General features: G+C 50.0%; 13 protein-coding genes and 1 pseudogene. 2 read left to right on the forward strand and 12 right to left on the reverse strand.

Annotated elements, in window-relative coordinates; translation table 11 throughout:
• Positions 1–105: pseudogene (locus NDA01_RS20675) on the forward strand (IS1 family transposase); the annotation flags it as partial.
• Between the two features lie 164 nt (positions 106–269).
• Positions 270–866, forward strand: a complete 597-nt coding sequence (locus NDA01_RS20680) for a sulfite oxidase-like oxidoreductase (RefSeq protein ID WP_348229436.1) — start codon at positions 270–272, stop codon at positions 864–866.
• Between the two features lie 124 nt (positions 867–990).
• On the opposite strand, the gene NDA01_RS20685 is transcribed toward NDA01_RS20680, so the two are convergent.
• The 12 genes from NDA01_RS20685 to urtC form a co-directional block, all read right to left on the reverse strand.
• A complete protein-coding gene (locus tag NDA01_RS20685; protein WP_348229437.1) occupies positions 991–2,355 on the reverse strand; it encodes an aldehyde dehydrogenase in 1,365 nt (454 codons plus the stop codon).
• 23 nt (positions 2,356–2,378) lie between these two features.
• A complete protein-coding gene (locus tag NDA01_RS20690; RefSeq protein WP_348229438.1) occupies positions 2,379–3,524 on the reverse strand; it encodes an ATP-binding response regulator in 1,146 nt (381 codons plus the stop codon).
• A gap of 458 nt (positions 3,525–3,982) precedes the next feature.
• Positions 3,983–5,692: an urease subunit alpha gene (gene ureC / locus NDA01_RS20695; protein WP_348229439.1), complete on the reverse strand. Its 1,710-nt coding sequence runs from the start codon at positions 5,690–5,692 to the stop codon at positions 3,983–3,985.
• Positions 5,693–5,782: 90 nt separating this feature from the next.
• Positions 5,783–6,880 carry a glycosyltransferase family 4 protein gene (locus NDA01_RS20700; protein WP_348229440.1) on the reverse strand — a complete coding sequence of 366 codons (1,098 nt, stop codon included), beginning with the start codon at positions 6,878–6,880 and terminating at the stop codon, positions 5,783–5,785.
• 127 nt (positions 6,881–7,007) lie between these two features.
• Positions 7,008–7,322: an urease subunit beta gene (locus tag NDA01_RS20705; protein WP_348229441.1), complete on the reverse strand. Its 315-nt coding sequence runs from the start codon at positions 7,320–7,322 to the stop codon at positions 7,008–7,010.
• Positions 7,323–7,353: 31 nt separating this feature from the next.
• Entirely contained in the window at positions 7,354–7,656 is a 303-nt protein-coding gene (gene ureA / locus NDA01_RS20710; protein WP_190432612.1) for an urease subunit gamma, read from the reverse strand.
• A 12-nt stretch (positions 7,657–7,668) separates the two neighbouring features.
• The gene (locus NDA01_RS20715) at positions 7,669–8,532 is read right to left on the reverse strand and encodes an urease accessory protein UreD (protein WP_348229442.1); all 864 of its coding nucleotides are present in this window, start codon (positions 8,530–8,532) and stop codon (positions 7,669–7,671) included.
• A 31-nt stretch (positions 8,533–8,563) separates the two neighbouring features.
• Complete coding sequence (locus NDA01_RS20720; RefSeq protein ID WP_348229443.1) at positions 8,564–10,714, reverse strand: ATP-binding protein; 2,151 nt, start codon at positions 10,712–10,714, stop codon at positions 8,564–8,566.
• Positions 10,715–10,998: 284 nt separating this feature from the next.
• Complete coding sequence (locus NDA01_RS20725; protein ID WP_190553860.1) at positions 10,999–11,256, reverse strand: SemiSWEET transporter; 258 nt, start codon at positions 11,254–11,256, stop codon at positions 10,999–11,001.
• 91 nt (positions 11,257–11,347) lie between these two features.
• Positions 11,348–12,109, reverse strand: a complete 762-nt coding sequence (urtE, locus tag NDA01_RS20730) for an urea ABC transporter ATP-binding subunit UrtE (RefSeq protein WP_431193476.1) — start codon at positions 12,107–12,109, stop codon at positions 11,348–11,350.
• Complete coding sequence (gene urtD / locus NDA01_RS20735; protein ID WP_190432618.1) at positions 12,106–12,891, reverse strand: urea ABC transporter ATP-binding protein UrtD; 786 nt, start codon at positions 12,889–12,891, stop codon at positions 12,106–12,108. The genes urtE and urtD overlap by 4 nt, the downstream gene beginning before the upstream one ends.
• A 59-nt stretch (positions 12,892–12,950) precedes the next feature.
• On the reverse strand, positions 12,951–14,126 hold the full coding sequence (gene urtC, locus NDA01_RS20740; RefSeq protein ID WP_431193477.1) for an urea ABC transporter permease subunit UrtC: 1,176 nt from the start codon (positions 14,124–14,126) through the stop codon (positions 12,951–12,953).
• Positions 14,127–14,151: the final 25 nt, after the last annotated feature.

Consider the following 14,151-nt stretch of genomic DNA (forward strand, 5'->3'; position numbering starts at 1 on the left):
TCTCGATTAGTGCGCAAAAGCTTATCCTTTTCCAAGTCACTGGAGAATCACATTAGTGCGATTTGGTACTTCATCCATCACTACAATGCATCATTACCTGTGTAGCACTACCATGAACTTTACTCTTCTATCATTACATCTTGAGCACTACCTGGACTTGTTTTTATGGCTTCTGACTGGGGAGATCGCGAGAAATCTGCTACACCGTAATAAAGAGGTAGGGCATAGCAACCCAACTCCTCTGATGCTGTTCTTGAGGATTTCGCCTTATGTTAGGAAAATTTTTTCAAAAACCAGGCTCAGAGTACAGCGATCGCGTTCCTCCCGGTCAGCACCTCACCAATGGCTTTCCGGTATTGACCTATGGCCAAACGCCGGAAGTGAATCGAGAAACGTGGCAGTTTCGTGTGTGGGGCTTTGCCCAAGAAGTGACTTTCACTTGGGAAGACTTCATGGCCATGCCCCAAAGTGACTTCACGGCTGACTTCCACTGTGTGACTACTTGGTCGAAGCTGGATGTGCAGTGGACAGGGGTGAAGGTGTTGGACTTTATGAAACAGGTAGAGGTAGACCCCAAAGCCGCTCACATTATGGAGCATTGCTATGGCGGCTATACGACGAACATTGCAATAGAAGACTTTCTGCGAGAAGAAAACTTCTTTGCCCACACCTTGTTTGGTGAACCCTTGCCTGCTGATCATGGGGGGCCATTACGCTTGGTCGTGCCTCACCTCTATGCCTGGAAGAGTGCTAAATGGATTAATGGTCTAGAGTTCCTAGACAAAGAGGAGTTGGGCTTCTGGGAACGCAACGGCTACCATAGGCGCGGCGAACCTTGGGCAGTGGAGCGTTATAGCGATCGCTAGTTGTAGCTTTTGCAACGACAGGAACTTGAGCACTGCCTTTAGCCTAAGTAAACTGGGGCAAGGTTTTCCCACTGCCCCTCAACCAAATTGCTATCCAACGTTTTGCTGGAAAGAATACGGTGAGTTATCGAATGATCTGCTTGATCCAGCGCAGCTTATCTTTGTAGGGGGCGTAGCGTAACTTCAAGTCTAGGAAGAAAGGCTTCTTCAGAATGCTGCGCTCATGGGAGAAGGTGTCGAAGCTAGCCTTACCGTGATAGCGGCCCATACCGCTAGGGCCAACTCCGCCAAAGGGTAAATTTGGGATGCCAACTTGCAAGATGGTGTCATTGATGCAAACCCCTCCGGAACTGGTAGCTTGCAAAACTTGAGCTTGGCGTTGTTGGTTTTGGGAGAAAAAGTATAGGGCTAAGGGTTTGGGACGCTGATTGATCTGCGCGATCGCCTCATTCAAGTCTTCATATTCTAGAACGGGCAGGATGGGACCAAAAATTTCCTCCTGCATCACAGGGTCTTGCCAACTGACGCCATCAATCACAGTAGGGGCAATGTAGTGCTCGGTGGGGTTACTGTCTCCGCCAACGACAACTTGCCCCGATTGTAGGAGTGGGGCTAGGCGCTCAAAGTGCTTTTGATTGACGATTCTGCCGTAGTCGGGGCTGCTAGCTGGGTTGTCGCCGTAAAACGCTTGGATATTTTGAGCGATCGCCTGCAAGAGCTGAGGCTTGATTGAGCGATGGACTAACAAATAGTCGGGAGCAATACAAGTTTGGCCCGCGTTTGTGAACTTGCCCCAGGTAATTCTGCGAGCGGCCACATCAATCGGCACGTCGGCATCTACCAAGCAAGGACTTTTGCCGCCTAATTCCAGGGTGACGGGGGTGAGGTGTTCTGCTGCTGCTGCCATCACCCGCTTGCCAATCGCAGTGCCGCCCGTAAAGAAGATGTGGTCAAATCTTTCGGCTAACAGTTGCTGACTGGTTTCTACGCCACCTTCAATCACCGTAATGAAAGCTGGATCAAAGTGTTGGCGAATTAAGTTAGCGATGACTTGAGAAGTATGAGGAGTTAGCTCCGAGGGCTTGAGGATGGTGCAGTTTCCCGCTGCGATCGCCCCGATTAAAGGAGCGATGCATAACTGAAATGGGTAGTTCCAAGGGGCAATAATCAGAACCACGCCCAAAGGTTGCGGGCAAATTTGAGCGGTAGCGGGCAAAACTGTGACGGGGGTTGCCACTTTGCGCGGTTTCGTCCAAGCACGCAAATTTTTGATCGCGTAGTTCAGCTCATCTATGATGCCGATTTCGGTGAGATAGGCTTCAAAGACGGGTTTGTGTAAGTCTGCTTTTAATGCATCCACAATGCTGGTTTGCGCTTCCAGAATCGCTTGCTTCAGCCGCTTGAGTTGCTCCAACCGGAAATCAACCGATTGGGTTTGGCCAGACCTGAAAAAAGTGCGCTGCTTTTCTAAAGCGTCAGGAATTAGCATCAGGAATTGCCTGCATAACAGGATTAAGGTTGTTTGGCTGGCAGACGGACGATAAAGGTACTACCTTTGCCTAACTCCGATTCTAGGTCAACAGTACCTTGATGAGTCTCAATAATGCGGCGTGACAAGTAAAGACCCAAGCCGCTGCCAGAACGTCGATGCTGACCTTGGCGAAAACGCTCGAACAGCATCGCCTGGTCTTCTGGGGAAATCCCAGTACCTGTGTCCTTGACTGTAATCACCGCCCAAGTTGGAGCCGAGGCAGTAGCCGTTCCGGGTGGTGGCGTAGAAGACAATCCGATAGTGATAAATCCACTGTCTGTGAACTTGATGGCGTTGCCTACCAAGTTGGTCAAGACCCGATGGATCTCCAAGCGATCGCCCGAAACATGGGAGGCGACAGGATAGCCTAGGTGGTCACCTACATCCACTTTCAACGCGATGTTTTTGTCAGCAGCTAGCGGTGCCAGTTCTTGAGCAACTTCTGTAACTAGATCTCGTAAATCTACGGGGCTAAACGAAAAGCTTTTCCGCCCTGCTTCCAATCGGTACACCTCTAAGAGTGTGTTGACCATTTGGAGTAGGTTTTGATTGCTCCGAGCCATCGTCACGATCGCGTCGTTCATGTCTGGAGAGAGTTCTCCTAAAGCGCCTTGGCGAAACAAGCCCATCATGCGATCGGCGGCGACGAGAGGAGTGCGGAGGTCGTGGGCTAAGCGGGAAACAAAGTCTTCGCGCTGGCGGGCAATATGATCGCGCTCGTCCACGCTGTGTTTTAGGCGGAGCAGCGATCGCACCCGAGCCAGCAGTTCGTCAAACTCTACAGGTTTGCGAATAAAATCATCAGCTCCTGTGTCCAAGCCTTTGGCCACGCTGGGCTGGTCGTAGGCTGTGATCAGCAAGATAGGAATAAAAGGTAATTTCTGGTTGTCTCGAACCCGCCGTGTCACTTCATAGCCATCCATTCCGGGCATCATGACATCCAGCAAAATCAAGTCGGGAGGAAATTCATCAATTTTGGCTAAAGCTGCCATACCGCTATCGGCAATGTCAACCTTGTAATCCTCTTCCTCTAAAATTGCCTGGATTAGAAATGAGTTGTCAGCGGAATCATCTACAACAAGAATTCGATCAATTCTTGGAGACTGGGCAAAGGGCGAATTGTTCATGAAGTGTAGAAATGCAAATAATGAGAGTTATTAAAAATTAGTTAAATTCTCTCAATTGGCTAGAGAAACACCTCTTTCGAGAGGGGGATTCTGTTTAATTTAGCCACAAATGCAAGAAAATAACGTCTATCCAAGTAGAGAACTTGAGTCTGACGCTTGAACCAATTCGATTCAACGGCAAACTCCTCCGATCAGGAGCAAACTATTAAGATCTAACTTAAGTTAGATCCTGACGCCTCACCCTATCCTGCTTTACTGACAGCGATCGCAGTTGTACAGGAGTCATGGACAGAAGTGGTAGCAGGCTCCTTGTTGTTATCCTACGGCAACGAGTGCCCTGAGCGATCCCTAAGCAATCGAGGGCTAATTCTAACGCAAAACAAGTTCGATGCTACCGACTGAGGCTGTCGCGATCGCCTCTCACCCTGAGTCAGCGAACTGGTTTAGAACAAACTGGCTTAGAACAAAAAGTAGCGCTGAGCCATTGGCAGGACCGTCGCAGGTTCACAAGTTAGCAACTCACCATCGGCTCGGACTTCGTAGGTTTCCGGATCAACTTCCATGTGCGGCAACAAGTCATTGAGCTTGAGGTCACGCTTGCTGAGTTGGCGGGTATCGGAAACTGCCACAGCAGGTTTTTGCAGCTTGAGCTGAGCGGGAATGCCTTGCGTAAGAGCAGCTTGTGAGACAAAGGTGAGGGAAGTGGCCGCGATCGCCCCGCCAAAGCTGCCAAACATCGGACGCATGTGGACAGGTTGTGGAGTCGGGATGCTGGCATTGGCATCGCCCATTTGAGCCCAGGCAATCAGGCCACCTTTAACCACGACTTCTGGTTTGACGCCGAAGAAAGCGGGCCGCCAGAGACAGAGATCTGCTAGCTTGCCTGCTTCAATAGAGCCGACATGAGCCGCAACCCCGTGAGTAATGGCGGGATTGATCGTGTACTTGGCAATGTAACGCTTTGCCCGCAAATTATCGTTGCGATCGCTGTCGCCATCGAGCGGTCCCCGCTGCACTTTCATCTTATGCGCTGTTTGCCAAGTACGGATGATTACCTCCCCTACGCGACCCATTGCCTGAGAGTCGGAAGAGATCATGCTGAAAGCTCCCAAGTCATGCAAAATATCTTCAGCCGCGATCGTTTCTCGGCGAATCCGCGATTCAGCAAAAGCAACGTCTTCGGGAATGCTGGGGTCGAGGTGATGGCAAACCATCAACATATCCAAATGCTCGTCTAAGGTATTGAGCGTATAGGGACGAGTGGGATTGGTGGAAGACGGTAGCACATTGGCTTCACCACATACTTTAATGATGTCTGGAGCATGCCCACCCCCTGCGCCCTCGGTGTGGTAGGTGTGAATCACCCGATTTTGAAAGGCCGCGATCGTATCTTCAACGCAGCCCGCTTCGTTGAGGGTGTCTGTATGGATGGCAACCTGCACATCATATTCATCCGCTACGCTCAGGCAAGTGTCGATGGTGGCAGGAGTGGTGCCCCAGTCTTCGTGCAGCTTTAGCCCCATTACCCCCGCTTCCACCTGTTCCCGCAAGCTTTCTGGTTTGCTGCTGTTACCTTTGCCCAGAAAGCCCAAATTCATCGGGAAGGCATCGGCGGCTTGCAACATGCGGTAGATGTTCCAGGGGCCAGGAGTACAAGTGGTGGCGTTGGTACCCGTCGCAGGCCCAGTGCCACCACCAATCATGGTCGTGATGCCAGATGCGATCGCGGTTTCAATTTGTTGGGGGCAAATGAAATGAATGTGGCTGTCGATGCCGCCTGCGGTGAGGATCATGCCTTCTCCCGCGAGCACCTCGGTTCCGGGGCCAATGATGATGTCTACGTGGTCTTGGATGTAGGGGTTGCCTGCTTTGCCAATTTTGGCGATACGCCCATCTTTAATTCCCACATCGGCTTTGACAATGCCCCACCAATCCAGAATTAGTGCGTTAGTAATGACTAAATCCACGGCTCCATCGGCATTAGTAATGGGAGATTGCCCCATGCCATCCCGAATGACTTTGCCACCTCCAAACTTAACTTCGTCTCCGTAGGTAGTGAAGTCTCGCTCTACTTCAATGATCAGCTCGGTATCTGCCAATCGCACGCGATCGCCCACGGTAGGCCCAAAGGTCTCGGCATAAGCCCGACGATTCATGCGATAGCTCATAATTCTAATCCTTGAAGTTAAACATGAAATTTAAGCAAGCTAATTCTAGCTTTTGAGAATTTCAAAGATAGTCAAAATACTTTGCCATAACTAATTTTGCAAAAACTCGTCATGCCACTGTTGAGCTACTTGATCCCAACCCCAAAATGGTTTTAATGCTGTAACATTTTGGCGCATCGACTCTTGCTTCTCAGGATGTTTGAGTAAATCAATCACTGCTGCCACAAAGGCTTTGTTAACATCTGGCTCCCCGCCACAGCCATCAATCTTAATTCCCGACTGGATCGTTTCAGCAAGAGCTGCATAATTGGTAACAACCGGAAGACAACCACAGGCTTGTGCTTTTAACCCTGAAATACAGAAAACTTCAGGAAAATGACAGGGATAAACATAAATTCCTGATTTGTACAGCTCCGAGATTAGTTGAGTATGTCCTATCCTGCCATGCTCATACACATTTTCTTGTTGTAGTAGTGGTAGTATTTGCTCTTTTTTACCTTTTAATTGTGGGAATCTCTCGATGAGTGGTGATTGAACTAAGGCATCATAGGTTTGCCAGCCATAAAAGAGATGTAGTTCCGCATCAGGAACTTCCTTTAGGATATCTGGCCACTGAGTTAAAAGATGCTCAATGCCGCGCAAATAATCACTAATATATATCAATCGCTTAGGATTTCTTGGGGGCTGATCGACATTAAAATCAGGTAGATTAATGCCATTCTTGGTAATAAAAATTTTATCTTTAGGAATCCAATCTGGCAGAAGAGATTGATGAAAATGAGACAACACAAATAATTTATCGAAGCTAGCTAAGAACTCACTATGCTTTATCTCATCTACCTGAGGCAGAATGTGAGGATTATCATGCATCCAAACGGCGGTTTTATTTGCCTGAGCTTTCATCATCATGGGTTGGAGCCAATTCCGATGAAAAATTAAGACGTTAAAGTGATCGTGAGGATTAAACTTTTCAACAGCTTGGTAGAGCACACCATTATGCTCTCCCTCCATATCACCGCAGGAGTTGAAAACAGTTACTTGATATCCTAATTTTGCAAGTTCTTGCCCTAGGTAAATGACTGCCTCCTCACTACCGCCAACCCCTGTCTTCACAGAGGGAGGAGCCCAACTCTCAATACGAATTGGCAAGTTGGAATAAATTACAAGCGAATTGTCTGGCCATTTCATAGCAATGCTCTTACATGGTGATGATTAAGCAGGGGAATCGTTGCTGCGTTGATATACATCCTGTCTAAAGAGAGAAAAGTTAAACTTTTGCCTATCTCTCCCCTCCGTGAAGGAAAAGGGCTGGGAGTTAGGTTCTATCTAGGGGACCGTTGATTTTGGCGTTAAAGCCGTAGACTTGGCGACTGCCCACGAAAGGGACAAGCTCTACTTCTCGCTCATCTCCGGGTTCAAAGCGCACAGCGGTTCCGGCGGGAATATTTAGGCGCATCCCTCTGGCCTGTTCGCGATCGCAACTCAGGGCAGGATTGACTTCATAAAAGTGGAAGTGAGATCCTATTTGGATGGGGCGATCGCCTGTGTTGGCGACTTTAAGCTTAATGGTAGGACGACCCGCGTTCAGCTCGATGTCTCCGTCTTCTACAAACAGTTCTCCTGGAATCATCTTGCTCTCCTTTTGTCTCAGCGAACCCGATTTAGCGGATGGGATTGTGGACGGTGACGAGTTTGGTGCCGTCGGGGAAGGTAGCTTCTACTTGTACTTCGTGAATCATTTCGGGTACGCCTTCCATGACCTCTTCTGTAGTCAGGAGGGTGGCCCCGTAGCTCATTAGATCAGCCACGCTGCGACCGTCACGCGCTCCTTCTAGGATGGCGGCTGAGATGTAGGCAACTGCTTCCGGGTGGTTTAGCTTTAAGCCTCTGGCTTTGCGGCGTTCTGCGAGCAAAGCAGCAGTAAAAATCAGTAGTTTATCTTTTTCTTGTGGTGACAGTTGCATGCGATCTCCGTTTCAGATTTGCCAAACTCGCGGTGGACAAGCGGAACGGCCTAAGTAAAGTTGGCGTAGAAGTTGCCACACTTGCATAAACCAGCTACGGGCCGCTTGGCTAGAAGGCCCGCGATAACGGCAGAGTAAGCCTTCGGTGAGGCTGGTGACTCCTGCTTCGCCAGGATACCCGCCTGCTTGCCACAGCGATCGCGCCTGGGTAATTAGCTCTAGTTCTACCGCTTTTCCTACTAAAGCAAAACTGGCAATCACCGGATGTCCTGCTAGGCCATGCGGACTGTTCACGATCACTGGACTGCCTGGAATCCATTGGGGGTCAATCCATAAGGGTTGGTCTTGCCGCCAAACTTCGGTGCGCGATCGCCAGTTGCCGCTGAGAAATTGTTCGCCCCTAGCGCTGCGGCCTAGGCGGGTGATTTCCCAGCCGATCCAGGTGGCGTTGGGTTCTAGTTCCACTCGGAGATTTTGTTGGTAGTTTGCGCCATCAAACACAATCGTTTCTTGCGGTAGCCATTCACAGCAAGCGCCCTCGGCAATTTGGACTTGAGCCGTTTGTTGCGCGACTAAGCCATTACTTCGATAAACCTTGGTGGCAGCGGCACTGGTGATTAAGGCATGGGCTTGGGGTTGCAGGCGGAGATTTAGGCTGAGGCGATCGTCCCCCACGACACCTCCAGCTGTGTGCAACAGGATGCAATGACAAACCTCTGGCCCTTCCGGATAGAAGGGGCGTTGCAGCTTCAAAGGGGCTTGACTGCGGCTATAGCTGAGATGGGTAGCGCGATCGCGAAAGGCAAATTCTAACTCCAGGCTGCCCTGCCATCCTGCACTCAAATTCAATTGTCCTGGGGCAGCATCAGCAGTCATGAGGGGCCAAATCGAAACGGCTTAGCGAAAATCATACCGCTATCGGCAAGGATGTGGCTGCCTGGGGTAGATCAATCGTCACTTCTGTACCTGCTCCAGGAGTCGAGATGACGTGAATTTGGCCTTGGTGCCGCTCCAAAATTTGATAAGCCACAGTCAAGCCCAGACCTGTACCTTTGCCCACAGGTTTGGTGGTAAAGAAGGGGTCAAATAGCTTCTCTTGGATTTCTGTCGGAATACCAGGGCCATTGTCGCGGATGCTCACCTGTACCTGATTATCGGGACACATTTGCGTCTGAATCACAATTTGCTTGTCTGCGCGAGAGCAGCTTTCCAGCGCATCGATCGCATTGCTCAAGAGATTCATAAAAACTTGGTTGAGCTGTCGGGGATAGCACTCAACTGGCGGTAGCGGGCCGTATTGCTTAATCACTTGAATCGAGCTAAAGTTATGCGCTTCCTCATTCAGGCGATGCTGCAAAATTAGCAAGGTGCTGTCAATGCCTTCGTGAAGATTGGCTGGTTTCATCTCCGCTTCGTCCAGCCGCGAGAAGTTGCGTAAAGACAGAATAATTTGGCGAATGCGATCGGCTCCGGTTTCCATTGAAGTGAGGATCTTGGGCAGATCCGTGGTGATGAAATTAAACTCGATCGCGTCTTTGCGTTGTTGAATTTCTGGATCGTGGCCGTAGCGCTGGGTGTATTGTTGCACCAGATCGAGTAAATCGCGGCTGTAACGGCTGATGTAAGGTAGGTTGCCGTAGATGAAATTGATCGGGTTGTTGATTTCGTGGGCGACTCCTGCCACCAACTGCCCCAAACTAGACATCTTCTCCGTTTGAATTAACTGGGCTTGGGCTTTTTGCAAATTGCGTAACGCGATGCTGAGTTGCTCAGCTTTGGCGGTGACTTCAGTGTTCAACCGCTGCAATTCGTCATGGGCTTGCTGCAATTGTTGATGTTGTTGTCGCACTTCTTCGGTGCGTTCTTGTACTCGTTCTTCTAAAGTTTGCCGCGCCAGTTCCAATTCTTCGGTGCGTTCGGCTACCCGGTGCTCTAGGTCATTAATCAAGGTTTTGAGCGAGCCAGCCATCTCCTGGTAAGAACAGGCGAGTTGGCCGATTTCACCGCCTGCGGTCATGCCTGGAATGGGACTGCTTAAGTCTCCAGCGGCTAGGGTTTGGCTGCGTTCTGCTAGTTGCTTGATCGGTTGGCTGATTTGTTTGGCCAGGAAATGAGCGATCGCAATCGAGAGCAATGTTGCCAGCCCTAAACCACCCCAAAGCAATTGGCTGAGGGCCGTGAGGGCTTGGCTAAAGTAACCAGAAACGATCTGAATTTTGGCGATCGCCACAGGCCGATTGCTCGACATCAGCGGTGCATAAACCGTGTTGAGTCCTGATTGAGGCTCGATGCGATAGACAGATTGACCCTGACGAATTTTGGGCAAAACTTCGGTGCTGAAATGATTGGCTTCCCAAACATCTAGCTTCAGATCGCTATGACTCGCGACGACAGGCTGACCTTGCAGCGAGAAAATCTTCAGCTTGGTGGTTGGTTGAGAATACGTGAGAAATTTCTGTAACCAAGCCGCATCCAGAACTTGCCCCACAATGAGCGTGCCAGGTGAAGCTCCCTTGCCATCACTTTGATAAATAGGCGCGACAGATAGCATCAACACTTGACGTTGAGGGCCTAGCTTTGCAGCAGAATTGCTCTGGGTCTGAGGCGCTACATCAGTCTGAATTAAGTCTTGGGTGGTTTTTCCAGTTTTAACCAAACGACTGATGCGCTCTTGCACCGCAGGCAACTGTAACTCTGCCCCCCGACTGCCTAAAACATCCCCAGCTTGACTTGTAACTTTTACCGCATCTACGTCCGTGGAGAAAACCAATTGATCGCTGACTTCCTTAGTGATCCAAGCTCGGTTGCGCTGTTGTACCGCATCGTACAAGTCAGTCCAGAAGGCATAACCTGCGGATAAATCTTGTAATCCTTTTTCGCTAGCGGCGGTATAACCTCGAAAGGCTTGGACTTGATCATTCAACCGCACTTTCTCTAAATCCTTGAGTGGCTGATGCCCAAATTGCCAAGCAGCACCCACTAGAAAGATGACGGGAACTAGCGAGGCTCCAAAGGTAAACACCAAAATTTTGGGTTGGAGGTGATGCAGTCTCTCCACCCATCTGGATTCAGCTTGTTTGAGTCGAGAAAATAGCAACTTACTTAAATGTGTTGAAGAATACGGCTGACAAACTGTTAATAAAATCCCACGACTCACACCCTGTACCTACAAATTCACCCTGTGGAGCATCTGACCACGTAAGTCCTTGATGTTTCAGAACTTTCCGTCCACACTGTACTCCTACTGATCAGCCCGCAACTCACGAAAAAGGGTGAAAGCTAAGCCAAGCCTAAAGTCAAATCTTGGAATGAGTCAAGGCCAATTCAGTAAGTTGATGGCTTTTAGGATTCGTAGCGAATTTTCAAAATCAAATTAATTGATGACAAAACAAAAGTGACCGAGTTAGCAATAATCACAGGCAAAGACTGGATATAAACACCATAGATCAACCAAAGAAAAACTCCGGTGGAAAACGTAATCAGCATCCATAGCGAAACATCTTTGGCAGATTTAGAGCGCCAAGTTTTGAGCAATTGTGGCAGAAAAGCGGTAGTCGTTAAGGCGGCAGCTACGAGACCCAGCAATGTCACAGCATCCATCGGGCTTTTTCCCTCAAACACATGAATTCTCCCCATGCCTGATCATGCCAGCCTGAGGAGAATCTGCGTCGTCTAGATTGAGGAGCTTAGCTTACACGGCCAAAAATTGTTGAATTACGTCGTTGCTGAGTTCTTGCGTAGAACCAGAAGCGACAATGCCACCTTTTTGCATGGCGTAGTACCAATCGGCTTGGCGGACAAAGTGGAGATGTTGCTCAACTAGCAGCACCGAGATCCCCGTTTCCGCTATGATCCGCCGTACTGCCGCTTCGATTTCCAAAATGATCGAGGGTTGGATGCCTTCAGTGGGTTCATCTAAGACGAGTAAGCGGGGTTTGCCCATCAAGGCACGGGCGATCGCCAGTTGTTGTTGTTGACCGCCGCTTAAATCTCCTCCTTGTCGAGAGAGCATGGTCTTAAGCACTGGAAACAGCTCAAAGATTTCGGCAGGAATTTCTGCTTGCTGCCGAGTTTTGCGATCGCTACAAGCTTCCAGACCCAACAACAAGTTCTCTTTCACGGTCAAGCGAGGAATAATCTCCCGCCCTTGTGGCACATAACCAATACCGAGTCTGGCTCTTTGGTCGGGGGATTTGGAGTTAATCACATTTCCTGCCAAATAAATGTTGCCACTACGTGGTGGCAGCAAACCCATGATAGTCTTGAGCAGGGTGGTTTTGCCCACACCATTGCGCCCAATCAAGCAAACCATCTTGCCCACCGGAACACTAAGATCAACCTGGCGCAGAATGTGGCTCTCGCCGTAGTAGACGTTAAGGCCCGCAACCTGAAGCATGGGAGACGGAGTTGTGGCGATTTCTGGGGCGATCGCGGTGTTAGCTGAATTCATCATGTAGCGCTGATCTCCTCTTTAACCGCTGCAGCAGGCATCTCTGACTGTTGACCTAGATACACTTCAATCACACGCGGATCGCTCTGTACTTCTTCGATGGTGCCTTCGCAGAGCACCGACCCCTCGTGCAGAACGGTGACCTGCCGAGCAATCTGGCGCACAAATTCCATGTCGTGCTCGATCACCAAAATCGAATGACTTTCAGCCAATGCCAACAGTAGATCCCCAATATTGGCAGTTTCTTCGTCGGTCAGACCTGCCACAGGCTCGTCTACCAACAACAAATCGGGAGATTGCGCCACGAGCATGCCAATTTCTAGGCGCTGCTTTTCACCGTGGGAGAGCAACCCCGCCAAGCCATCGGCCTTGGTTGCTAAGCCAATGGTTTCTAGCAACCCGCCAATTCTACGCCGCTCTGCCGTAGAGGCTCGCCCCCACAAAGTCGAGAAGACAGATTTGGCCCGACTGCCCGCGATTGCTAAGTTATCTCGCACCGACAGATTGAGGTAGATGCGGGGAGTTTGGAACTTGCGGCCTACACCGAAACGGGCAATCTGATGCTCCGAGAGCGATCGCAGGTTGCGGCCCTTAAACAGTACTCGCCCTTCAGTGGGTTTGACTTTACCTGTAATGACATCCAGAAAGGTGGTTTTACCTGCACCGTTGGGGCCAATCACCACTCGGAGTTCGCCAGTGTCCATGCTGAAGTTAAGCTGCTTCAGAGCTTTGAAGCCATCAAAGCTAACGGTGAGATTCTCAATTTCCAGAATTTTGCTGTTCATGGAAGGGTTGGGTGGGAGATAGGGAAGGAGGCTGGGGGGTAGGTCTAGATGGATAGCGCCTAATCATGTTTGCTAAGCTTTTGACGTTCTTGCTCAACGTCGGGATCGGTTTCGAGACTGGGATAGGTCATGACAGCGGGGCGGCGGCCTAAGAGCGATCGCAGTTGTTGCATGCCTTGGTGGCGCAACCAACCGACCAAACCGTTGGGCAACACCATCACCACCAGGAGAAACAAAGCTCCTTGGAAAAAGAGCCAAATATCCGGAAAGCGTTCGCTCAATAAGCTTTTGCCGTAGTTAACGAGGAGAGCACCCAGTACAGCACCGACTAGAGAAGCGCGGCCTCCTACGGCAACCCAAATCACCATCTCAATCGAGAAGGCAATATCCATAGCTTTGGGTGAGATGATGCCTGTTTGCAGGGTAAACATAGCTCCCGCCAAACCTGCCAGACCTGCGGAAACTGCAAAAACCAAAACCTTGAACCCGGTGGGATCATAGCCAGAGAAGCGCACCCGGCTCTCGTCATCTCGAATCGCCACCAACAAGTTACCGAAGCGACCTGTAGTGAGCCAACGGCAGAGGGCGTAAGCGGTCACCAATAGGAGAACCGTCAGGACGTAAAAGACAAACTGAGTTTGTGGAGCGCTAACCGTGGCTCCAAACAAAGTGCGGAAGTCTGTGAGGCCGTTGGTGCCATTAATAAACTTCTGCTGGCCGTTGAAGAGATTGAAAAAGATAATCGTGGCAGCTTGGGTGAGGATCGAGAAATAAACCCCCCGGATGCGATTGCGAAACACTAAATATCCCAGTACCGCTGCCAGCAACCCCGGAATCAGCACGATCGCGAATGCTGTAAAGGGAAATGAATAAAAGGGTTGCCAAAACACAGGAAGCTTGGTGACGCCATACAAACTCATGAATTCGGGTAACTGAATGCTGGCATCGGGTGGAATTTGCAACTTTAAGTGCATGGCTAAGGCATAGCCACCTAAAGCAAAAAATACTCCATGCCCCAAGCTCAGCAAGCCTGTGTAGCCCCAGATTAGGTCAATTCCCAAAGCCGCGATCGCCAGCGCTAGAAATCGCCCTAACAAATTCAACCGGAAACCAGTCAGTAAAAGCGGCATCACTAAAATGAGGCCCAGTGCGATCGCGCCCACAATGCCAATTTCCATCAACAGCTTGCGATGCCTGCGCCAATCTATCCTTCGATTCCCAATTGCTGTCTCCACAACCCCAAGCCTCTCACGTCACCCA

The sequence above is a fragment of the Trichocoleus desertorum AS-A10 genome, from assembly GCF_039962155.1.
Taxonomy (GTDB): domain Bacteria; phylum Cyanobacteriota; class Cyanobacteriia; order FACHB-46; family FACHB-46; genus Trichocoleus.